This is a genomic window from Actinoplanes sp. CA-142083 (assembly GCF_050942195.1).
Lineage (GTDB): Bacteria > Actinomycetota > Actinomycetes > Mycobacteriales > Micromonosporaceae > Actinoplanes.
Genome location: NZ_CP192076.1, coordinates 10,257,196 through 10,278,034, shown reverse-complemented (window position 1 = coordinate 10,278,034; position 20,839 = coordinate 10,257,196). Strand labels below are relative to the sequence as shown.

The following is a 20,839-nucleotide window of genomic DNA, read 5'->3' as shown; positions in this document are numbered from 1 at the left end:
TCCTAGCCGCCGAGCGTCATGACGCTGTTGATCTGCTTGTCCGCATCGGCCAGACCCGCATCGAGATCCTTGACCTTGCCGGCCTGGTAGTCGACCACGAACTTCTGGAACGTCTCCTGGTAGGCGGGGCCCGATGCGGTCGGGGGCGTGGTCGACGAGTTCGGGTTGTTGAAGATGTCGATGAACGTCTTGAAGTCGGCGTCACCGTTCAGCGCCGGGTCGGCGACCGACTTCTGCGTCGTCGGCACGTTCTTGAGCAGCCCGGCCAGCTTGGTGATGGCCGCGTCGTTCGTCGTGAGGTACTTGATCAGCTCCCAGGCCGCCTCGGGGTTCTTGGCGTTCTTGGAGATGCCCATGATGTTGCCGGTCACGTAGCCGCCGCCGTAGCGGGCCGGGTCCGAGGTCGGGATCGGCGCGACGCCGTATTTGAGGTTGGGGCTCTGGTCCTTGAGGAAAGCCAGCCTGAACTCGGCGTCGATGTTGATCGCGACCTGGCCCTTCTGGAAGGCGTTGTCGGCGCTGAACTCGTCGCCGAGGCCGGCCTTGAACTTGGTCAGCTTGTCGTAGCCGTACCAGTCAATGAGGTTCTTCTCCCAGGTCAGGAGCGTCTTCCAGTTGGCGTCGGTACCGACCGCCGACTTGCCGTCGTCGGTCAGCCACTTCGCGCCGGTGGCCGGGGCCAAGTGCGCGGGCGCGTTCTCGTAGAAGTCGGAGAGCGGGAGGAAACCGACCGTCTTGAGGGAGCCGTCCGGGTTCTTGACCGTGAGCTTCTTGGCGTCCTCAGTGAGCTCGTCGAGCGTCTTCGGCGGTCCGGCGATGCCCGCCTTGGCGAACATGTCCTTGTTGTAGTACATGCCGTACGCGTCGGCGAGGAACGGCATCGCGCAACGCTTGCCGTCGAACTCGGTGTACGACCGGGTGGTGGCGTTGAGCTGGTTGAGGTCCACCTTGTCGCGGCTGATGTACGGCGTGAGGTCCACCCACGCCCCCGACGAGCAGAACTTGCCCACGATGTCGGTGGAGTAGGACAGCCCGACGTCCGGTCCGTTGCCGGCGCCGATGGCCTGGGTGACCTTCGAGTCGTCCTGTCCGGACTTGACGGTCACCTTGATGTTCGGGTGCGTCGACTGGAAGTCCTTGATGACCTGGTCGATGGCGTCGGCCTCGCGCTCGGTGAAGAAGTGCCAGAGCTCGACCGTCCCGGAGACCTGGGTCCCGGGGTCAGCGATCTTGGTTTCTTCCTTGGGCGCGGGCGTGCAGGCGGTGGTCAGCAAAACGGCGGTACCGAGGGCAAAAAGGGCAGGGGGTATCCGTTTGTTCACTTCGGCCTCTCAACTGACTCAGTGCAGCGGGGGGATCAGCTGTCGCGAATTGCGGTGATCAAGGCTTCGCGGACGGCGGTGAGCCCGGCGTCGAGAGCGCCGAGCAGCACCGCGTCGTCGTCGATGGTGGTGACCGCGAGCGAGCTCTCCAGCGGCGCGGTCCGCCGGGCGGCGGCGGTCACCGCGGCCAGCAGCGTGTCGCCGCCGGCTTGGGCGATCGGGCCGGCCAGCACCACCAGATAGGGATCGAGTACGGCAGTAACAGCGGCCAGGCCGACCGCGATCCGGTCGGCCAGGGTGGTCAGAAACTCGCCGCTGGGCAGGTTTGCTGCGGCGCGCACGACGTCGGCGGGAGTCTCGCCGGCGATGCCGTTGTCGCGGGCCAGCTCGAGAATGGCAGCGCCGCCGAAGAGGTCCTGCAGGTCGAGCTTGCGGTGGGTGGAGTCGGGGGAGTACAGCGGCATGTAGCCGATCTCGCCGGCGCCGCCGCGGGCGCCGCGGATCAGCGAGCCGTTGATGTCGATGGCCAGACCGAGACCGTCCTGGCCGATCCAGAGCAGCGCGAAGCCGTCCGCTTCGCGGCCGGTGCCGCGGTTGCGCTCGGCCACCGCGGCCAGGTTGACGTCGTTGTCGACGCCGATGTGGGTGCCGAGCGCCGCGGCGATCTCGGGCACCAAACCGGCGCGGCCGAAGCCGGGCACGTCCACGTGCCGGATCGTCTCGGTGCGCGGGTCGTACGAGCCGGGGACGCCGAGCTGCACGTGCCGGATGCGGTCGGCCGGCACCAGGGCCTCCTCGCGCAGGCGGGCGACCACGTCGACCAGCGCGTCGGCCGGATGGGTGGCCAGGAAGTCGACGCGGGAGTCGAAGCGGGCGCGAACCGTACCGGTGAGGTCGCAGAGCGCGGCGGTGACCGAGGGCGTGCCGCTGGTGCCGATGTCGCGCACCGAGACGGCGGCCGTGAACGCCGCCTCCGGGTTGGCCGCGTAGATCTCGGCGTTCGGGCCGGGCCGGCCGCTGTTGTGGCCGACCACGTTGACCAGGCCCGCGTCGGTGAGCCGGCGCAGCACCTCGGAGATGGTCGGGGTGGAGAGCGCGGTCAGCTTGCGCAGGTCGGACCGGGTGAGCATGCCCGGGTCGAGCAGGTGCGCGAGCGCCGCGCTCTCATTCATGGCGCGGAGCAGCTTGGACGAGCCGGCCAGACGCGTCAACGGGGCTCCCGGGTGGTGATTGGCAAACTGGCTAACAGTTGCCTCGGACGGTAGGCACGGGCCCGGCATGTGTCAAGGCCCACTCCGGCAGCCTAGACCCCGCCATCGACGGGGATTGATAAACCTCTTTAACAGTTGTAGCGTCTCGGTCCAACGCGCGCGCCATCCCCGTAATCCCCCTCTTCGAGGAGCGCCATGAACCGCGTGAGGACACTCGCGTACGCCTCATTGGCCCTGGTCATCCCCGCTACAGCCATCGCTTATGGGCTGCTGCCGGCCAGTGCCGCCACCGCCGGGCCGATCAAGGGAATCGGCGGCAAGTGCATCGACGTCGCCGGCGCCGCAACCGCCAACGGCACCGCGATCCAGCTCTACGACTGCAACGCCAGCGCCGCCCAGCAATGGACCGTCGGGAACATCGATGGCACGATCCGCGCGCTCGGCAAGTGCATGGACGTCACCGCGGCGTCCACGACGAACGGAGCGAAGATCCAGCTCTACGACTGCAACGCCACCGGCGCCCAGAAGTGGTCCGTCTCCAACGGCGCGCTGGTCAACACCGGGTCGGGCAAGTGCCTCGACGCCACCGGCCAAAGCTCGGCGAACGGCACCCGGCTCCAGATCTGGACCTGTACGAACGCCGCCAACCAGACTTGGACCATGCCCGGCGGAACAACACCCACAACTCCCCCCACCACTGCCCCTTCGGGCAAGAACCTGGACGATCCGGCGAAGAAGGACGTCGCCATGCAGATCGTGTCGGCGGCCGAGAACTCGTCGCTCAACTGGCGCGGCCAGTTCGCGTACATCGAGGACATCGGCGACGGGCGGGGCTACACCGCCGGGATCATCGGGTTCTGCTCGGGGACCGGGGACATGCTCGAGCTCGTCCAGGCGTACACCACCACCAAGCCGTCCAATGTGCTCGCCAAGTACCTCCCGGCGCTGCGCAACGTCGACGGGACCGACTCGCACGCCGGCCTCGACCCCAACTTCACCCGGGACTGGAAGACCGCGGCGGCCGACCCGGTGTTCCAGGCCGCGCAGGAGGCCGAGCGCGACCGCGTGTACTTCAACCCGTCGGTGCGTGACGGCAAGTCCGACGGCGTCCGGGCGCTCGGCCAGTTCGCCTACTACGACGCCGCGGTCATGCACGGCTACGAGGGCATGCGCTCGATCCGCAGCCGCGCGCTGGCCAAGGCGAAGCCGCCGTCCCAGGGCGGCGACGAGCGCGCCTGGCTCAACGCGTTCATGGACGAGCGGGTCGTCGAGATGAAGAAGGAGGAGGCCCACTCGGACACGTCCCGAGTGGACACCGCCCAGCGGGTCTTCCTCAACAACGGCAACTTCGACCTGAACACGCCGCTCGACTTCAAGGTCTACGGCGAGAGCTTCCACATCGGCTGATCAGGGGCCCGGGGCGCCGCGCGGCGCCCCGGGCGACCTCAGGAGCGGTTCCAGGTCCAGGCGTAGCCCGTGTCCTCGACGGACAGGCCCGCCTCGCACAGGTCGAGCGGCCGGAAGGTGTCGACCATGACCGCCAGCTCGTCGAACGCCTCGGCGCCCAGGGCGCGCTCGACCGCGCCCGGCTGCGGGCCGTGGGTGAAGCCGGACGGGTGCAGGGAGATCGAGCCCTGCTCGATCCCGGAGCCGCGGCGCGCCTCGTAGTTGCCGCCGGTGTAGAACATCATCTCGTCGGAGTCGACGTTGTGATGGTTGTACGGCACCGGGATCGCCAGCGGGTGGTAGTCGACCTTGCGGGGCACGAACGAGCAGACCACGAAGTTGGGGCCCTCGAAGGTCTGGTGCACCGGCGGCGGCTGGTGGATACGGCCGGTGATCGGCTCGAAGTCGTGGATCGAGAACGCCCACGGGTAGAGGCAGCCGTCCCAGCCGACCACGTCGAACGGGTGGTGGGCGTACACGTGCCGGGTCCAGCCGGCGCGGTGCTTCACGTACACCTCGACGTCAGTCTCGTCGACCAGCAGGGGGTCGACGGGCGCGCGCTGGTCGCGCTCGCAGTACGGCGAGTGCTCGAGGAACTGGCCGCGCACCGAGAGGTAGCGCCTGGGCGGGCCGATATGCCCGGTGGCCTCGATCGTCAGCATCCGCACCGGGCGGCCCTGCGGCACGATCCGGTGAATCACCGAGGTCGGGATGATCACGTAGTCGCCGGTGCCGACCTCGAGCCGGCCGAACGTCGACTCGATGATCGCGGTGCCCTCCTCGACGTAGAGGCACTCGTCGCCGACCGCGTCGCGGTACAGCGGGGACGGGCCGTCGGCGATCACGTAGCCGATCCGGACGTCGTTGTTGGCCAGCAGCGGGCGCCGGCCGAGCACGGCGTCGGCGGGACCCTCGTCGAGCTTGTGGGTGCGCAGGTGGCGTGGCTTGAGCGGCAGGTTGGCAGCCTGCTTCGAAGACGGTGGTTCGAACGCGTCGGCGGACACGATCGCGGTCGGCGCGTGCCGGTGATAGAGCAGGGACGAATCGGACGAGAATCCCTCCTGCCCCATGAGCTCCTCGGCGTACAGGCCGCCGTCGGGACGCCGGAACTGAGTGTGCCGTTTGTGTGGCACCTCGCCGACGCTGCGGTAGTACGGCATCGTTGCCTCCCACCCGGTAAAATCTGACATAGCGGACGTGGTTGTCCGCTTCTCGAAGCGTCTATTAGGTTCAGTTTCGTGTCAACGCTGGTGCCTACGCTCTTCTCCGGGCTGGTCGATGACGCGTCCCTGCTCCCGCCCAGCTTCATCAGCCTGCCCGACGCCGAGGCCAAACACGGCGAGCATCGGGCGGCCTGGTTCGCCCGGCTCCTCGGGCCGTTGCTGGTGCCGGCGTCGCTGATCGGCGGCGAGCTGCCGGCCCGGGAGCAGCCGGTCGCGCTCATCGGCGACGTCCCGGTGGGCGCGTTGCCGGCGGCGCTGGAAAAGCTGCGGGCGGCCGGGGCCGTGGTTTTCCATATCGAGGCGCCAGTGGCGCGCCGGGGAGAGGATCCGCAACCCGGTCTCACCGCGCTGCGTGCCCTGGCCGGCAACGACAAAGACCTTGACGTGTACGCGGAGATCCCGCTGAGCTGGGGACTGCTCGGCGCCCTCGACACGGTGGCCGAGTGCCGCGCCGACGGCATGCGCCTGGCCCCCAAGTTCCGGGTCGGCGGGCTCGCGGCCGAGCTGTTCCCCACCCCCGTCGAGCTGGCCGCCGTGCTGTGCGCCTGCCGCGACCGCGAGCTGCCCTTCCGGCTGGCCGCGGGGCTGCGGCACGCGATCCGGCACACCGACCCCGAGACCGGCTTCACCCACCACGGCTTCCTCAACGTGCTGGCCGCCTCGATCCTCGCGACCGACGGCGCCGAGGTGGCGGAGGTCGCCGAGGTGCTGGCCGCCACGCACCCGCTGCCGCTGGTCGAGCCGGCCCGCATGCGGCGGGAGGATTCGCGGCCGCTTTTCGTCGGCTTCGGCGCGGCCAACGTGGTCGAGCCGCTCACCGAGCTCGTCCGGCTCGGCCTGATCAACGGGGGTCAGCAATGAGTCGCTACGGCATCGAAAATCTTCCGTACGGCGTCTTCAGCCGCCCGAACGAGGCGCCCCGTCTCGGCGTACGCCTCGGGTCGTCTGTTGTTGATCTCTCGACGCTCGGTGGCCTGCTCAATCAGCACTCGCTCAACCCGCTGATGGCGGCCGGGCGGGCACAGTGGACGGCGGCGCGCGAGGCGATCGTGGAGTTCGTCGCGGCCGATCCCGAGCGCATCCCGCTGAGCGAGGTCACCCTGCACCTGCCGTTCGAGGTGGCCGACTACACGGATTTCTACTCGTCCGAGCACCACGCGCTGAACGTGTCGGCGATCCTGCGTCCCGACGCGCCCGGCCTGCCCGAGCATTGGAAGCACCTGCCGATCGGCTATCACGGCCGGTCGAGCACGGTGGTGGTGTCGGGCACCCCGATCCGGCGGCCGTCGGGGCAGCTCGGGCCGGGCGTCTTCGGGCCCAGCCGGCGGCTCGACATCGAGGCCGAGGTGGGTTTCGTGGTCGGCGTGCCGGGGCGGCGGCTGCGGACCACCGACTTCGCCGATCACGTTTTCGGCCTCACGCTGGTCAACGACTGGTCGGCGCGCGACATCCAGGCGTGGGAATATCGTCCTTTGGGCCCATTTCTCGCCAAATCCTTTGCCACGTCGGTCTCGCCGTGGATAGTGCCGCTCGCGGCGCTGGCGCCTGTCGATCACGCCGGGCAAGATCCACAGCCGCTGGACTATCTGCTGCCGGCGGGAACCGCATTCGATTTGCGGCTTTCGGTGGAGTGGAACGACACCCGGGTCGCGTCGCCGCCGTTTGCGTCCATGTATTGGACCGCGGCGCAGCAGTTGGCCCACCTCACGAGCAACGGCGCCTCGGTGCGCACGGGTGATCTGTTCGCCTCCGGCACGGTCTCCGGACCGCGGCGCGACCAGGTCGGCTCGTTCCTGGAGCTCACGCTGAGCGGCGCCGAGCCAGTGAAGCTCTCCGATGGCAGCACACGCGGTTTCCTGGAGGACGGCGACAGGGTCACCATCGCCGGCACGACGATCGGGGCGGCCGGCGTAGAAATCGGTTTGGGCGAAGTGACCGGAACAGTCCTCCCCTAGTGCTGCGCGCCTTACCCTCGTAGCGTGTACGCGGGAGGTCACTCTATGTCGACGGTCGCGGTGACACGCTTGATCGAGGCGCCGGTCGCCGCGGTCTGGCAGGTGTTCACCGACCTGGCCCGCCGGCGCGATTGGTTGTCGGCCGTCACCGCCGTCGAGGTGCTCACCCAGGAACCGTTCGGCGCGGGCGCGACCTGGCGCGAGACCCGCCGGATGGCCGACGGTGGCGAGATCACCGAGGAGTTCCGGGTCCTGGAGTGCGTGATCCCCGAGCGGTTCGTGGTCACCTCGCCCGGCATAGGCGCCGACTATCGCATGACGTATTCGTTCGTGCCCGTGATCGCCGGGCGCCACAAGGGCGGCACCATGGTCACCGTCGTGCAGGACGGCGGCGCGACCGCACCGGCCGGCCGTTTCCTCGCGCTGATCTTCGGCGGGCTGGCGGCCGGCACCGCCGAGGGCGCCCTCCGCCGAGACCTGGACGATCTGGCCGCCGCGGCCTGACATAGTCTCTGCTGGTGTCACGGGTGCTGCTGCGATCGCTGTTCGCGCTGGTCGTGGCGGCCGCGGCGGTGTTGATCGGGTGGCGCGTCCTCAAACCAGCCGAGGTGCTGGCGACCGTCAAGCCGCCCCTCGCGACCGCGCGGGCGGATCATCCGAGCGCCACCGGCCAGCTCGCGACCGCGCCGCTGATCGTCGCCGACAAGATCCGGGTCTACGCGTCGAAGCGCCAGATCCGGGCGGACGCGCCGGTCGACGCCAAGACGGTCTACACCGCGGTCTGGAGCTTCCGGCGCTGGCCCGAGCAGCTGTCCGGGCTGGTCGCGTCGGGCGGGACGGTGGTCAGCCGCTGGTCCGACGGCGAGCTCGTGGCGATCGACGGCACGACCGGCAAGATCGTTTGGCGGGCCGCCGGCCCTTCAGGGCCGGGATTCGAGGGACATCGGACCGGTTCCGCCACGGTGTGGGCGCCGGAGGGCCTGCGGGTGGCCGGGCAGAGCGTTCTGGTCACGGCGGGTGGGCAGCTTTTCGCGTACGGGATGAGCACCGGAACCCGACTCTGGAGCGCGACCTGCGCGCAGGCCTTCACCACCGCCGCAGCCCAGGTCGTCTGCCCTTCGGGCGTCTACGACGCGGTGACCGGCGCACCCATCGCGTCGTTCCCGCCCGGCCCCTACACGCCGGTGGGCTGCGACGTCGCGTCGTCCTCGTGCGCCGGCCTGCGCGACGGCGGCGGCCACGGCTGGCTCACCACGTCGCCGGCGCCTATCCGCGCTTCACCGCTGGACCGCCCCGAAGCGAACCTGGCGGCCGGCCTCGTCGTCACCGCCGATGGCCACGCGGTCGACGCGCTCACCGGCAAGGCGCGCCCGGACTTCCCCGCCGGCACCCTGGTCCTGGGCGCCTCGTCCGGGCGGGCGGTGCTGCTCACGCCCGATCGCACGCTGCTGACGGTGGATCCGCGGACCGGCGCGACCGTCACCTCGTTTCCCCTGGAGCTGAAGCGCGAGGGCACCGACTGGGATCCCGGCCGCTGGCAGGTCACCGAGCACTACGTGGCGGTCGAGCGGCTCGGGTTGAAGCGACGAGACAATCCGAACATTCCCGGCTACTACTTCTCGGTCGAGCCCGTCGTGGTCGCCGCGCTCTGACTACTTTGGTCACATGGCGGACCCGAGAGTGGTGCTGACCGGAATAGTCATGGGCGAGTCGGTTCGCTGGCACGACGACCGTCTCTGGTTCTGCGACTGGGCGGCGGGCGAGGTGATCCGCGTCGAGGACGACAAGCCGTCGGTCGTGGCCCGGATGGCCGGCTTCCCGTTCTGCGTCGACTGGCTGCCCGGCGGCGAGCTGCTGATCCTCGACGGACCCGGCGCGCGGTTGCTGCGTGACGGCTCGGTGCACGCCGACCTCGGGCACATCGAAGCGGCCCACCTGTGGAACGACATCGCCGCCGACTCGCGGGGCAACGCCTTCGTCAACAACGTCGGCTACGACTTCCCGGGCGGCGGCGAGCCGGGGCCGGGCTTCGTCGCGGTCGTGACTCCCGACGGCGCGTCCCGCCGGGTGGCCGACGGGTTGCTCTTCCCGAACGGCATGGCGGTCACGGCGGACGACAGCACATTGATCGTGGCCGAGTCACACGCCGGCCGGTTGACCGCTTTTGACATCGCTCCGGACGGCGGCCTGACCAACCGGCGGGTGTGGGCCGACGTGTCCGGCTCGGCGCCCGACGGCATCTGCCTTGATGCGACCGGGGCGATCTGGTACGCCGACGTTCCCAACCAGCATTGCCGCCGGGTCCGCGAGGGCGGCGAGATCCTGGCGACGATCCCGTTCCCGGACGGCGCTTTCGACTGCGCCATCTCCGCCGACCAGCAAACCCTGTACACGGTGACCGCCGACTACACCGACCCCCAGGCGATGTTCACCGGCCGCACCGGCCGCCTCTTCGCCGCCGACTTGGCTTGAGCGCTTCGGCGCCCGACCGGAATGGTTGGCCGGTCCCGCAATGTGGCCGGCGGCTCTCGGCCAGTGGAGCGGCTCCCGCATGCTGGCCACGTGTGCCCGATCGCGCCCGCAATGCGAGAACCGCGACGGCGCCTCACCGGATATATCAGCTTAAATCCGGCAGAAGTCGATCGACGCATCGAAGGGTGATGACTTGCCGTCCGCGCCGAACCTCAGATCATCAAGATCCGCCGGGAGGTCGGCGCGGGCGCCGCTGGGCGACAGGCGTGGCGGCAAGGCGGGCGGAGAGCACAGCCATGCCGTGGCGCCCGGCCATGCACCCGGCGGCCCATGGCGTCCCCGGGCCGGCCATGCACCCGGCGGGCCATGGCGTCCCAGGCTGGCCATGCACCCGGCGGGCCATGGCGTGCCCAGGCTGGCCATGCACCCGGCGGGCCATGGCGTGCCCAGGCTGGCCATGCACCCGGCGGGCCATGGCGTGCCCAGGCTGGCCATGCACCCGGCGGGCCATGGCGTCCCAAGGCCGGCCGTGCACTCAGCGGGCCATGCTGTCCCAAGGCCAGCCGTCGACCGGCTTGCGGCTGTCAGGCCAGCTCGGGCAGGAGGCGTGACCAGGCCTCCTCGGCGGCGCCGGCGATCGGGCCGTCGTCGCCCAGCGCGGCCGGGACGACCGGGGGTGGCGCGGCTCGGTGGACCTGCATGAGGCCGGCCCGGTAAGCCGCGTCGATCTCCTCGGGGGCTGCCGCCAGCAAGTCGACGCCGATGCCGCCCAGGGTGACCAGGTCGGCGTCCAGGGCGTTCACCAAGCCGGCCATGCCGCGGCCCAGCGCGGCCGCGACCGCTCGTACCGCCGCGCGTGACTCCGGGTCGGGGGCGGCGATCACGCGGCGGGCGTAGGTGACCGGGTCCCGGGGGGCGGGCATGCCCAGCAGGCGGGCCAGGGCTGTGCCGTCCACCGCCGTGCCCCAGCAGCCGGCCGCGCCGCATGGGCAGGCGATTGCCGGGTCGCCGAAGGGCATGTGGCCGAACTCGCCGCCGGCGCCTCGCGCGCCGAGCAGGGCGCGGCCGTGGTCGACGACCGCGCCGCCGAGGCCGCCCTCGATGCGCAGGTGCAGGTGGACCGTCGCGTCCACCGCGGCGCCCCGGTGGGACTCGGCGGTGGCGGCCAGGGTGGCGTCGTTGCCGGCGGCGAGGACCGGGCTGGGCCTCGAGGCGGCCGGAGTGGCGTCCTTGCCGGCAAGGCCGGGCCGTATGGCGGCCAAGGTGGCGGCGAGGATCGGGCCGGGCCGTGCGGCGCCCGAGGTGGCGTTGTTGCCGGCAGCCAGGACCGGGCCGGGCCACAGGGCGGTCAGGTCGACGTCGTTCCAGGCCAGGTTGCTCGCGGTGAGCCGCAGCGCGGGGGAGACGGTGCCGGGGACGGAGACGCCCATGGCGCGCAGCCTCTCGCCGTACGTGTGCTGGAAAGAAACGACGGCGGCCGTGACCGCCGCAGTGACCGACGCCCACTCGGCGCCGGCGTGCGGGCCGGTCGCCGCGGCCAGGATCTTGCCGCCCAGCTCGACCACGTCGATCCGCCACGTCTCGTGGGTGATCGCCACCGCCAGCACCAGCGGGCCCGCGGGATGCGGTACGAGGACCGTGGTGGGACGGCCCCGATTGCCGCTCGGCGCGGCGGGCGCCTCGGCCAGAAGCGACTGCTGGGCGAGCCGGGCGACGATCTCCGTGGCCGCGCCGGTACCCACGCCCAGCAGGCGGGCCGCGTCGGCGCGAGTCACGCCGGGGCGCGTGTGTGCCACCCGGAGCAGCTCGGTTGAGCGGGTCGTCACATCCCGTTCCCTTCTTTTACTCGGATCTAGAGCTTAATCTGCGAGAGTGACCATGAACCGCCCGGCGCTGGCCGTCCTCGGAGCCTCCGCCTTCTGCTTCGTCACCGCCGAGACGCTGCCTGTGGGGCTGCTCCCGCAGATCGCCGACGGCCTGCACGTCGACGAGGCGCACGTCGGGCTGCTGCTCACCAGCTACGCGGTGGTCGCCGCGATCAGCACCATCCCGCTGACCGCGCTCACCATGCGGGTGCCGCGGCACCTGCTGATCGCGATCACCATGGCGATCTTCGTGGTGTCGCAGGCCGCGGCGGCGTTCGCGCCGACCTTCCCGGTGCTCGCCGGGACCCGGCTGATCTGCGCGCTGGCGCACGGCGTCTTCTGGTCGATCATCGGGCCGGTCACGGCACGGCTGGCTCCGCCGGGACAGGCCGGGCGGGCGACGGCGCTGGTCTTCATCGGGAACTCGCTGGCGATCGTGGCCGGCGTCCCGGTCGGCACCGCCCTCGGGCAGTGGCTGGGCTGGCGGGTGGCGGTCGGCGCGGTGGCACTCGGCGGCGCGGTCTGCGTGCTCCTGCTGCGGCGGGTGCTGCCCGCGCTCGACCCGCTGCCGCACGACCGTGAGACGCGCCTCGGCACCCAGCTGCGGGCCTCGGTGACGATCATCCGGGACCGCCAGGTGGCGCTGCTCTGCGCGATCACCACGGTGCTGGTGATCGGCCACTTCGCGGCCTACACCTACATCGCCCCGCTGGCGCGTCGTGACGGCGGATTGCAGGGCTTCGGCCTGAGTGCATTGCTTCTCGGGTACGGCGCGGCCGCGCTCGTCGCCGGATACGCGGTCGGCCGTCACGTCGACCGCCGGCCCGGACCAGCGCTGACGCTGCTGCTCGCGGTGCTGGCCGGGGCGGTCGCCCTGCTCGCGCCGGTGCTCGGCCCGGTGCCGACGATCGTTGCCACGCTGCTGTGGGGCGGCGCGTTCTGCGCCATCCCGGTCTGCCTGGCCGCGACGGTGCTGCGCATCGCGCCGCGCGCCCGGGACGCCGCCTCGGCCGTGTACGTGGTGTCGTTCCAGATCGGCATCGGCGGCGGCGCGTTCGTGGGCGAGCGCTTCGCCTCGGCGGGCCTGCTGGGCGGGCTGCCGCTGCTGGCCGCGGGCCTGGCCCTGGTGGCGCTGGTGATGGTTGCCCGGGCCCGGGAGGTCTTCCCGAGCCGCTTGGCGGAGGCCGACCACCACCCCGCGCTCGTCCACTAGGTCAGAGCTGCTCGAGGGCGACCTCGGCGGCGGCCAGGAAGGCGTCGTTCTCCTCGGGGGTGCCGATGGTGACGCGTACGCCGTCGCCCTGGAACGGACGCACGATCACGCCGCGGCCCTCGCACACCGCGCCGAACGCCGCGGCCTGGTCGCCCAGCGGCAGCCAGACGAAGTTGGCCTGGCTCTCCGGCACGTCCACGTGCAGCTTGCGCAGCGCCTCGGTGACCCGGGACCGCTCGGCGGCGACCAGCCCGCAGCGGCGCCTGACCTCGCCCTCCTGCGCGAGCGCGGCCAGCGCGGCGGCCTGCGCGACCAGGCTGGTCGAGAACGGGGTGAGCACCTTGCGGATCGCCGCGGCCACCTCGGGCTGCGCCACCAGGAAGCCCATCCGCAGGCCGGCCAGGCCCCACGCCTTCGACATCGTGCGCAGCACCAGCACGTTGGGCCGGTCGGCGTAGGTGTCGATGCCGTCCGGCACGTCGGGGTCGGTGACCATCTCGCGGTACGCCTCGTCGAGCACCACCAGCACGTCGGAGGGCACGTCGGCGAGGAAGCGGTCGATCTCGGCCTTGCGCACCGAGGTGCCGGTCGGGTTGTTCGGGTTGCAGACGAAGACCAGGCGGGTGCGGTCGGTGATCGCGTCGGCCATCGCCCCGAGGTCGTGGCCGTGCGCCGCGGTGTTCGGCACCCGCACGCTGGTCGCGCCGGAGCCGGCCGAGATGATCGGGTACGCCTCGAACGAGCGCCACGAGTAGACGATCTCGTCGCCCGGCAGGCAGGTCGCCTTCACCAGGATCTCGGTGAGCGCCACCGACCCGCAGCCGGTGACGATCCGGTCGGCGGCGACGCCGTACCGCTCGCCGAGCGCGTCGCGCAGCTCGGCCGCGCCCATGTCGGGGTAGCGGTGCGAGTGCAGCATCGCGTCGGTCACCGCCTCGACCACGCCGGGCAGCGGCCCGTACGGCACCTCGTTGCTGGCGAGCTTGATCGCCTCGGCGATGCCGAGCTCGCGGGTCAGGTCGGCGAGGTTGCGGCCGGGCACGTAGGCGGGGAGTCCGTCCAGGTCGGCACGGGTGAGGCGGGTCATCGTTGTTCCTCCGAGGAAGAGCTGCCGCCGCTGCCGGTGGAAGCGTCGACGGGTTGCCGGTCGTGGGGCGGCAGGGCGATGACGACCGTCCGGGCGGACTTGTCGTGGTACGCCTGCCTCAGCTGCGGGTCGAACACTGGCGAGAGCGAGTCGATGAACTGCAGGACCAGGCCGAGGCCGGCGCAGCCCCACGCGGGGGTCCACAGGCCGAGGCGGGCCCAGCGGCCGAACGCGCGGCTGAAGCCGAGCGGCTCGGTGTTCTCGATCGCGACCACCTTGATGCGCATGACACGCTTGCCGAGGGTCTGCCCGCTGCCGGCGATGGCCGGCGCCTCGTAGACCAGCCACAGCAGGGTGGCCACGATCAGCATGGCCCAGAGCAGGCTGTCCATCCGCCCGGAGGCCTGTGAGGTGACGTCGAAGGCGTCGCCGCCGTTGGCCACCGTGTCCATGGTGTTGCGCCAGATCGGCTCGAACTCCTGCCACCACTGGTACGCGAAGTAGCCGTTGACCACGACGTTGAGCACCAGCACGGCCAGGATGTCGAGCAGCCGGGCGACCAGGCGCGGGCCGAGGCCGGCCAGGGCGAAACCGTGGGGGCGCGCCTCGACGCGGTAGGGGTACGCCGCCATGCGCACGCCGGGCGGCATCTGCTGCCACCCGGGCGGTTGCTGCCATCCCGGCGGCGGTCCCGGTGGCTGCGGTTGACCCGGGGCGGGCGGCGGCTGCCAACCGGGCGGGGGTTGCCAACCGGGCGGCGGCGGGGGCATGGGACCCCAGCCGGGCGGGGCCTGCGGCTGCTGCGGCGGCGGCGAGACCGGCTGGGCGGCCGGGGCGGCGGGCTCGGGCGCCGGGGGCGGCTCCTCCTCGACCGGGGGCGGGCCGTCCGGCGGGACCGCGTCGGCCGGGATGGCCTTTCCGATCCAGCCCTCACCGTCCCAGTAGCGCTGGGTGGTGGTGTCGGCCGGGTCCTTGTACCAACCGGCGGGCAACGAGCTCATGCGGAAACCTTAACCACCACGGTCTGAGCAGCCTTGTCGTGCAGGGTCTGCAGGTAGGGCTTGTCCCACAGCTGCCACAGGCCGTCGACGTAGCTGAAGAACGGGACGAACATCCCGGCGACCTGCTGCACGAGGTAGCGCCGGGTCGCCATGCCGCGGGTCAGCCGGGCCGACGGGTCGATCGCCACGACCTTGATCTTCATGGCCTTCTTGCCCAGGGTCTGCCCGGTGCGGTGCATGAACTCGACCTCGTACAGGTAGTACACGAGCAGGTAGAGCACGAAGAAGCCGAGCTCGATGAAGAGCAGCGGCAGCCAGAGCTCGGCGAGCAGGGCGAACGGATCGTCCTCGCTGAACCCCTGACCGGCGAGCGAGAGGCCGAGGATGATGCCGGCCACGATCAGATAGACGAAAGCGACCGCGCCCACCAGCAGCGCGTCGATGATGTACGCGAGCAGGCGGGTCCCGAAGTCGGCGAGCGGCACCCCCGCCGGGCTGACCGGCGGGGGCGGCTGAACCGGTACGTAGTAATAGACCGGAGGCTGGGTCACGCGGAACAGTGTTACAGGTTGCCGCGACGCTCCTGCTCCCGCTCGATCGCCTCGAACAGCGCCTTGAAGTTGCCCTTGCCGAAGCCGAGCGAGCCGTGCCGCTCGATCAGCTCGAAGAACACGGTCGGCCGGTCCTGCACGGGCGCCGTGAAGATCTGCAGCAGGTAGCCGTCCTCGTCCCGGTCGACCAGGATCCCGCGCCGCTTGAGCTCGTCGATCGGCGCCCGCACCTCGCCGATCCGGGCGCGCAGCTCGGGGTCGTCGTAGTACGAGTCGGGGGTGTTCAGGAACTCGACGCCGGCCGCGCGCATGGCGTCGACGCTGGCCAGGATGTCGTTGGTGGCGACCGCGATGTGCTGGGCGCCGGGGCCGCCGTAGAACTCGAGGTACTCGTCGATCTGCGACTTGCGCTTGGACACGGCCGGCTCGTTGAGCGGGAACTTCACCTTGCGGTGGCCGTCGGCGACGACCTTGCTCATCAGCGCCGAGTAGTCGGTGGCGATGTCGTCGCCGATGAACTCGGCCATGTTGGTGAAGCCCATGACCCGGCCGTAGAACTCGACCCACTCGTCCATCTTGCCGAGCTCGACGTTGCCGACGACGTGGTCGACGGCCTGGAAGAAGCGCTTGGGCTGCACGCCGGCCTGGATCGCGGCGGTGCGGTCGACGATCGGGGCGCGGGTCACGAAGCCGGGCAGGAACGGGCCGTCGTACCCGGAGCGGTCGACCAGCGAGTGGATCGTGTCGCCGTAGGTGGCGATCGCGGCGATCCGGACGGTGCCGTGCTCGTCCTTGACGTCGTGCGGCTCGGTGACGCTCCGCGCGCCCGCGTTGATCGCGTGCAGGTAGGCGGCGTCGACGTCGGGCACCTCGAGCGCGATGTCGTGGATGCCGTCGCTGTGCTTCGTGACGTGGTCGGCGCCGGGCGCGCCGGCGTGCACGGCGCCCGTGACCAGGAACCGGGCCGAGCCGCTGACCAGCACGTACTCGGCGTGGTCGCGGAAGCCCTGCTCGGGGCCGCGGTAGGCGACACAGGTCATGCCGAAGGCGCTCGAATAGAAGTGGGCCGCCTGCTTCGCGTTGCCCACGAGGAACTGCAGGTAGTCGACGCCCTTGACGGGGAAGACGTCGGCTTTGCTGGTCGCGTGCTCCATCATCTGCGTCATGTTCAGAGGCTGCCCCTCGTCTTCAGACTGGGCAACCGGTGCAATCATGGCTGAACAGTCTGCGCAACTCGTACGGTAAGTTGGCCAAATGACTGTGCAATCTGTGCAGCTCGACAGGCTCGACGCGCGACTGGTCTCCCTGCTGCGCGAAGAGCCGCGCATCGGCGTACTCGAAATGTCTCGACGTCTCGCCGTCGCTCGCGGAACCGTTCAAGCCCGCCTGGACAAGCTGATCGCGCGCGGCGCGATCAAGGGTTTCGGTCCCGAGGTGATACCGGAGGCCATCGGGTACGGCGTGATGAGCTTCGTGACCCTGGAGATCAGCCAGCGGTACGGGCACCAGGCCGTCGCCGACCACCTGGCCGAGATCCCGGAGGTGCTCGAGGCGCACACGATCACCGGCAGCGGCGACCTGCTCTGCCGGATCGTGGCCCGCTCGAACGCCGACCTGCAGCGGGTGATCGACCAGATCGTCGGCTACGAGGGGATCGTGCGGGCGTCGACCATCATCGCGCTGGCGGAGCTGATCCCGTATCGCACGTTGCCGCTGGTGCGGGCGGCATCCGGCACATAAGGGATCGACACGGGCATATCGAGATCCATCCCCCGGGGGATTGACCTCGTTAGCGTGTCGCGCATGGCGTCGGGTGGCAGCCCCTGGAAGGGCTACGGGCTGGCCGCGCTCGTGCTGGTCATCGTGCTCGCCACCACCGGCGTCTGGAACCCGTGGCCCAAGGTCTGGTCCTGGATCAACACGAGCGAGCCGATCGCCGCGGGCGTCTCCCGCTGGCAGACGACGATCGGCGGCAGCCCGCAGAGCGTCACCATCGCCGGCGACTCGGTGATCGTCGAGTACCGCACCTCGGTCGAGGCGTACGGCCTGACCGCGGGCCTGCAGCTCTGGAAGAGCGACGCCGACTGGGCCGCCGTGGCCGGCGAGGGCAGCGACGCCGTGGTGGTCACCGGCCGGCTGCTCCAGAAGGGCTACCAGGTGCTCGACCCGCGCAGCGGGTCGGTCCGCCGCGCCGACACCCAGGCCAGCGCCGTCTGGACGTACCGCACCGGCATCCTCGACCTGCACTGCGCCAAGGGCGGCGACTGCGAGCTCACCGCCTGGGACCTGCGCGGGACCGCGCGCTGGCGGGTCAGCACCGGCGGCATCGGCTTCGTGCTCGACGCGGCCAACCCCGACCTGCCCGACACCAACCCGCTCACCGCGAACGGCATCGACGACGACGTGGCCGGGACGCGGGAGATGCCGGCCCTGATCGGGCTCCCCGACGACGGCAAGGTCCGGGTGATCGACACCGCCTCCGGCAAGCTGGTGCAGACCGCCGAGCCCGCCGCCGGCCAGCGGGTCGCGGTCACCGGCGGACGGGTGCTCACGGTGACCGGCACGGCCGGCGACGGCACCTGCTACTACGGCGTGGTCGCCACCGACCCGCCCGGCGGCGGCACGGTCTGGAAGAAGGACGGGCTCAACCTGCGGACCGCGGCCAACGGCTCCGGCTGCAAGCAGGACCGCGACCCGGCCGGCGGCGAGGACGTGGTGCTCGGCGTCGACCCGGTCGGCAAGCAGGAGCTCATCGCCGCCCACGATGGGCGGGTGCTGTGGCACGGCGCCAATGGCGAGGAGGTGCTCGCGATCAACGACGGCTTCGCGGTGATCCGCAGCGCCGACAAGGCGACCCTGCGCGGCTTCTCGATGGCGACCGGCAAGACCGCCTGGAGCCGCCCCGCCGGCACCGGAGCGTCCGCCGCCCTGACCCCGTACGCCGTGATCATTGTCACTTTGAAACCGGGCCGCGTCGCCGCGCTGTCGCCGTCGAGCGGCCGGCTTCTCGCCGAGGTACGGACAAGTGCCAAGATTTTCACTTCCGGACCGAGCGGAATGATCGCCGTCGACGGCCGCGACATGGCCTACCTGCCGTTCGCTTGACCGAACTGGTATGCGGCTCACGGCCGGAGCGGTTCGCATGACCAGGCGCCGCTGTCCTAGGCTTGCCCGTCATGAGCAGAGGCGCCGCATTCTCGTACTCGCCGCTGTTGCCGATCGGCGACGACCTGACCGAGTACCGACTGGTCACGGACGAGGGCGTGGACGTGGTCAACGGGCCCGGCGGCCGGCGGTTCCTCACCGTCGACCCCGCCGTGATCACCCAGCTCACCGCCGAGGCGATGCACGACATCGCCCACTTCCTGCGCCCGGCGCACCTGTCCCAGCTGCGCTCGATCATCGACGACCCGAAGGCCTCGCCCAACGACCGGTTCGTCGCGCTCGACCTGCTGCGCAACGCGAACATCGCGGCCGGCGGCGTGCTGCCGATGTGCCAGGACACCGGCACCGCGATCGTGATGGGCAAGCGCGGGCGGCACGTGCTCACCGACGGCTCCGACGAGGAAGCGATCGCCCAGGGCGTCTACCAGGCGTACACGCGGCTCAACCTGCGCTACTCCCAGCTCGCGCCGCTCACCATGTGGGACGAGCGGAACACCGGCTCCAACCTGCCGGCCCAGATCGAGCTGTACGCCGAGGACCCGGGCGGCCAGCCCGACGCGTACAAGTTCCTCTTCATGGCCAAGGGCGGCGGCTCGGCCAACAAGTCGTACCTGTACCAGGAGACCAAGGCGCTGCTGAACCCGGCGCGGATGATGGAGTTCCTGGACGAGAAGCTCCGCCTGATCGGCACGTCCGCCTGCCCGCCCTACCACCTGGCGGTCGTCATCGGCGGCACCAGCGGCGAGTACGCGCTGAAGACGGCCAAGCTGGCCAGCGCCAAGTACCTCGACAACCTGCCCCGGCACGGCACGATGTCCGCGCACGGCTTCCGCGACCTCGAGCTCGAGGCCGCGGTTCTGGAGCTGACCCGCGACTTCGGCATCGGCGCGCAGTTCGGCGGGCGGTACTTCTGCCACGACGTACGCGTCATCCGCCTGCCCCGGCACGGCGCGTCCTGCCCGGTCGCCATCGCCGTCTCCTGCTCGGCCGATCGCCAGGCCCTAGCCAAGATCACGCCGTCCGGCGTGTGGCTGGAGCGCCTCGAGGCCGACCCCGCCCGTTTCCTGCCCGACGTCGAGCTCGACGAGGGCCCGGTGGTCAAGGTCGACCTCAACCGGCCGATGGCCGAGATCCGCGCCGAGCTGTCGCAGTACCCGGTGAAGACCCGCCTGTCGCTGACCGGCCCGCTGGTCGTGGCCCGCGACATCGCGCACGCCAAGATCTCCGAGCGCCTGGCGGCCGGCGAGCCGATGCCGCAGTACCTGCGCGACCACGCGGTGTACTACGCCGGTCCGGCGAAGACCCCCGAGGGGTACGCGTCCGGTTCGTTCGGCCCGACGACGGCCGGCCGCATGGACGCGTACGTCGAGCAGTTCCAGGCCGCCGGCGGTTCCCTGGTGATGCTGGCCAAGGGCAACCGCTCGGCCCAGGTGACCCGGGCCTGCGAGTCGCACGGCGGCTTCTACCTGGGCTCGATCGGCGGCCCGGCGGCCCGGCTGGCCCAGGACTGCATCCGCCACGTCGAGGTCCTGGAGTACCCGGAGCTCGGCATGGAGGCGGTCTGGAAGATCGAGGTCGAGGACTTCCCCGCCTTCATCGTCGTCGACGACAAGGGCAACGACTTCTTCGCCGAGGTCACCAAGCCGGTGCTGGCGATCGGCCGCCGGTAGGCCCTAGCCGCAGTAGCCGGCGACCGGGGTCAGCCACTCGTTGAACTGCGCCTGGACCGTCTTGTTCAGGTCGGCGAGCGTCTTCACCCGGTCGAAGTACCGCCGGTCGGTGGCGCTGCTCTCGAGCTTCGACGCGGAGACCTTGCCGGCCGCCTGGAAATCGGGGTCCTCGGCCGAGGACGTCTCCTTGCGGATCTTCGTCGCGGCGGCCTTCAGCTGGCCGGCGGCGGTCGTCTCGGCCTTCTCGGCGTCGGCGGCCTGCTTGTTCTCCTTGTAGGTGACCATCTTGCCCATCGCGCTGCCGAAGGCCCGCAGCTCGACCGAGTACAGCGTCTGCAGCTTGTCGCAGACGAGCTTGGTGCTGGTCGAGTAGTCGGGCGCCGCCGACGTGGTGGTCGCGGCGGTGGGCGCGGTGCGGGTGGCCGCGGCCGCCTCGGGGTCGGCCTTCGCGTCGCTGTCGCAGGCGGCGCCGGTCAGCAGGGCGCCGCCGGCGATCACGGCCAGGAGGGCGCGTCGCATGAGGTGATCCTTCTCGTCGGGTACGTCCGGAACCCGGCCGACGTTACGTTCCGGCGCCGCTATCGTCCAACCGACAGTGATCAGCACAATACGAACAGCCCGCCCGCGTGCGACCACGCGGACGGGCTGTGTGTCCCCC

General features: G+C 70.9%; 19 protein-coding genes. 10 read left to right on the top strand and 9 right to left on the bottom strand.

The genetic code is table 11. From position 1 onward, the window contains the following. Window positions 1-2 precede the first annotated feature (2 nt). Together ACQPZX_RS47565 and ACQPZX_RS47560 are read right to left on the bottom strand one after the other, a co-directional pair. The gene (locus ACQPZX_RS47565) at window positions 3-1,322 is read right to left on the bottom strand and encodes an ABC transporter substrate-binding protein (protein ID WP_433371480.1); all 1,320 of its coding nucleotides are present in this window, start codon (window positions 1,320-1,322) and stop codon (window positions 3-5) included. Between the two features lie 35 nt (window positions 1,323-1,357). Then, a complete protein-coding gene (locus tag ACQPZX_RS47560; protein ID WP_433371477.1) occupies window positions 1,358-2,533 on the bottom strand; it encodes an ROK family protein in 1,176 nt (391 codons plus the stop codon). A gap of 195 nt (window positions 2,534-2,728) precedes the next feature. On the opposite strand from ACQPZX_RS47560, the gene ACQPZX_RS47555 reads away from it, so the two are divergent. Continuing rightward, the gene (locus ACQPZX_RS47555; RefSeq protein WP_433371475.1) at window positions 2,729-3,940 is read left to right on the top strand and encodes a chitosanase; all 1,212 of its coding nucleotides are present in this window, start codon (window positions 2,729-2,731) and stop codon (window positions 3,938-3,940) included. A gap of 38 nt (window positions 3,941-3,978) precedes the next feature. Here the strand turns inward: ACQPZX_RS47555 and ACQPZX_RS47550 are convergent, their stop codons facing one another. Then, window positions 3,979-5,139: a homogentisate 1,2-dioxygenase gene (locus ACQPZX_RS47550; RefSeq protein ID WP_433371472.1), complete on the bottom strand. Its 1,161-nt coding sequence runs from the start codon at window positions 5,137-5,139 to the stop codon at window positions 3,979-3,981. A 78-nt stretch (window positions 5,140-5,217) separates the two neighbouring features. Between ACQPZX_RS47550 and ACQPZX_RS47545 the strand changes: the two genes are divergently transcribed. From ACQPZX_RS47545 to ACQPZX_RS47525, 5 genes are read left to right on the top strand one after another with little or no spacing between them, the layout of a single operon-like run. Then, a complete protein-coding gene (locus ACQPZX_RS47545) occupies window positions 5,218-6,063 on the top strand; it encodes a hypothetical protein (protein WP_433371469.1) in 846 nt (281 codons plus the stop codon). Next, on the top strand, window positions 6,060-7,157 hold the full coding sequence (locus ACQPZX_RS47540) for a fumarylacetoacetate hydrolase family protein (protein ID WP_433371466.1): 1,098 nt from the start codon (window positions 6,060-6,062) through the stop codon (window positions 7,155-7,157). The genes ACQPZX_RS47545 and ACQPZX_RS47540 overlap by 4 nt, the downstream gene beginning before the upstream one ends. A gap of 45 nt (window positions 7,158-7,202) precedes the next feature. Further along, complete coding sequence (locus ACQPZX_RS47535) at window positions 7,203-7,661, top strand: SRPBCC family protein (RefSeq protein WP_433371462.1); 459 nt, start codon at window positions 7,203-7,205, stop codon at window positions 7,659-7,661. 14 nt (window positions 7,662-7,675) lie between these two features. Further along, window positions 7,676-8,809, top strand: a complete 1,134-nt coding sequence (locus tag ACQPZX_RS47530; protein ID WP_433371459.1) for a PQQ-binding-like beta-propeller repeat protein — start codon at window positions 7,676-7,678, stop codon at window positions 8,807-8,809. Window positions 8,810-8,822: 13 nt separating this feature from the next. Continuing rightward, on the top strand, window positions 8,823-9,629 hold the full coding sequence (locus ACQPZX_RS47525; RefSeq protein WP_433371456.1) for an SMP-30/gluconolactonase/LRE family protein: 807 nt from the start codon (window positions 8,823-8,825) through the stop codon (window positions 9,627-9,629). A gap of 584 nt (window positions 9,630-10,213) precedes the next feature. On the opposite strand, the gene ACQPZX_RS47520 is transcribed toward ACQPZX_RS47525, so the two are convergent. Continuing rightward, window positions 10,214-11,455, bottom strand: coding sequence for an ROK family protein (locus tag ACQPZX_RS47520; RefSeq protein ID WP_433371453.1), 1,242 nt, complete (start codon window positions 11,453-11,455; stop codon window positions 10,214-10,216). A gap of 52 nt (window positions 11,456-11,507) precedes the next feature. On the opposite strand from ACQPZX_RS47520, the gene ACQPZX_RS47515 reads away from it, so the two are divergent. Then, window positions 11,508-12,707: an MFS transporter gene (locus ACQPZX_RS47515; RefSeq protein ID WP_433385942.1), complete on the top strand. Its 1,200-nt coding sequence runs from the start codon at window positions 11,508-11,510 to the stop codon at window positions 12,705-12,707. A gap of 1 nt (window position 12,708) precedes the next feature. Here ACQPZX_RS47515 and hisC read toward each other — a convergent pair whose 3' ends face one another. The 4 genes from hisC to hppD are packed head-to-tail and all read right to left on the bottom strand — an operon-like array spanning window position 12,709 to window position 16,512. After that, complete coding sequence (hisC, locus tag ACQPZX_RS47510) at window positions 12,709-13,794, bottom strand: histidinol-phosphate transaminase (protein WP_433371450.1); 1,086 nt, start codon at window positions 13,792-13,794, stop codon at window positions 12,709-12,711. Further along, window positions 13,791-14,795 carry an RDD family protein gene (locus ACQPZX_RS47505; protein ID WP_433371447.1) on the bottom strand — a complete coding sequence of 335 codons (1,005 nt, stop codon included), beginning with the start codon at window positions 14,793-14,795 and terminating at the stop codon, window positions 13,791-13,793. Before ACQPZX_RS47505 ends, hisC begins: the two co-directional genes overlap by 4 nt. Beyond that, window positions 14,792-15,346, bottom strand: coding sequence for an RDD family protein (locus ACQPZX_RS47500; RefSeq protein ID WP_433371444.1), 555 nt, complete (start codon window positions 15,344-15,346; stop codon window positions 14,792-14,794). Before ACQPZX_RS47500 ends, ACQPZX_RS47505 begins: the two co-directional genes overlap by 4 nt. Before the next feature lie 11 nt (window positions 15,347-15,357). Then, window positions 15,358-16,512 carry a 4-hydroxyphenylpyruvate dioxygenase gene (gene hppD / locus ACQPZX_RS47495; protein ID WP_433371441.1) on the bottom strand — a complete coding sequence of 385 codons (1,155 nt, stop codon included), beginning with the start codon at window positions 16,510-16,512 and terminating at the stop codon, window positions 15,358-15,360. Window positions 16,513-16,600: 88 nt separating this feature from the next. Between hppD and ACQPZX_RS47490 the strand changes: the two genes are divergently transcribed. The 3 genes from ACQPZX_RS47490 to ACQPZX_RS47480 all read left to right on the top strand — a co-directional run bounded on the left by ACQPZX_RS47490 (window position 16,601) and on the right by ACQPZX_RS47480 (window position 20,181). Beyond that, the gene (locus tag ACQPZX_RS47490; protein WP_433371439.1) at window positions 16,601-17,086 is read left to right on the top strand and encodes an Lrp/AsnC family transcriptional regulator; all 486 of its coding nucleotides are present in this window, start codon (window positions 16,601-16,603) and stop codon (window positions 17,084-17,086) included. A 63-nt stretch (window positions 17,087-17,149) separates the two neighbouring features. Continuing rightward, window positions 17,150-18,451, top strand: coding sequence for a PQQ-binding-like beta-propeller repeat protein (locus ACQPZX_RS47485; RefSeq protein WP_433371436.1), 1,302 nt, complete (start codon window positions 17,150-17,152; stop codon window positions 18,449-18,451). Between the two features lie 71 nt (window positions 18,452-18,522). Then, window positions 18,523-20,181, top strand: coding sequence for a fumarate hydratase (locus tag ACQPZX_RS47480; protein ID WP_433371433.1), 1,659 nt, complete (start codon window positions 18,523-18,525; stop codon window positions 20,179-20,181). A gap of 3 nt (window positions 20,182-20,184) precedes the next feature. On the opposite strand, the gene ACQPZX_RS47475 is transcribed toward ACQPZX_RS47480, so the two are convergent. Beyond that, the gene (locus ACQPZX_RS47475; protein WP_433371430.1) at window positions 20,185-20,700 is read right to left on the bottom strand and encodes a hypothetical protein; all 516 of its coding nucleotides are present in this window, start codon (window positions 20,698-20,700) and stop codon (window positions 20,185-20,187) included. Between the last annotated feature and the right edge of the window lie 139 nt (window positions 20,701-20,839).

Excerpts from the sequence above, each read along its gene's own strand:
- ACQPZX_RS47480 (WP_433371433.1), top strand. The coding sequence starts at position 18,523 with ATGAGCAGAGGCGCCGCATTCTCGTACTCGCCGCTGTTGCCGATCGGC.
- ACQPZX_RS47525 (WP_433371456.1), top strand. The coding sequence starts at position 8,823 with ATGGCGGACCCGAGAGTGGTGCTGACCGGAATAGTCATGGGCGAGTCG.
- ACQPZX_RS47475 (WP_433371430.1), bottom strand. The coding sequence starts at position 20,700 with ATGCGACGCGCCCTCCTGGCCGTGATCGCCGGCGGCGCCCTGCTGACC.
- ACQPZX_RS47490 (WP_433371439.1), top strand. The coding sequence starts at position 16,601 with ATGACTGTGCAATCTGTGCAGCTCGACAGGCTCGACGCGCGACTGGTC.
- ACQPZX_RS47515 (WP_433385942.1), top strand. The coding sequence starts at position 11,508 with ATGAACCGCCCGGCGCTGGCCGTCCTCGGAGCCTCCGCCTTCTGCTTC.
- hppD (WP_433371441.1), bottom strand. The coding sequence starts at position 16,512 with ATGACGCAGATGATGGAGCACGCGACCAGCAAAGCCGACGTCTTCCCC.
- ACQPZX_RS47550 (WP_433371472.1), bottom strand. The coding sequence starts at position 5,139 with ATGCCGTACTACCGCAGCGTCGGCGAGGTGCCACACAAACGGCACACT.
- ACQPZX_RS47485 (WP_433371436.1), top strand. The coding sequence starts at position 17,150 with ATGGCGTCGGGTGGCAGCCCCTGGAAGGGCTACGGGCTGGCCGCGCTC.
- ACQPZX_RS47555 (WP_433371475.1), top strand. The coding sequence starts at position 2,729 with ATGAACCGCGTGAGGACACTCGCGTACGCCTCATTGGCCCTGGTCATC.
- ACQPZX_RS47505 (WP_433371447.1), bottom strand. The coding sequence starts at position 14,795 with ATGAGCTCGTTGCCCGCCGGTTGGTACAAGGACCCGGCCGACACCACC.
- ACQPZX_RS47535 (WP_433371462.1), top strand. The coding sequence starts at position 7,203 with ATGTCGACGGTCGCGGTGACACGCTTGATCGAGGCGCCGGTCGCCGCG.
- hisC (WP_433371450.1), bottom strand. The coding sequence starts at position 13,794 with ATGACCCGCCTCACCCGTGCCGACCTGGACGGACTCCCCGCCTACGTG.
- ACQPZX_RS47540 (WP_433371466.1), top strand. The coding sequence starts at position 6,060 with ATGAGTCGCTACGGCATCGAAAATCTTCCGTACGGCGTCTTCAGCCGC.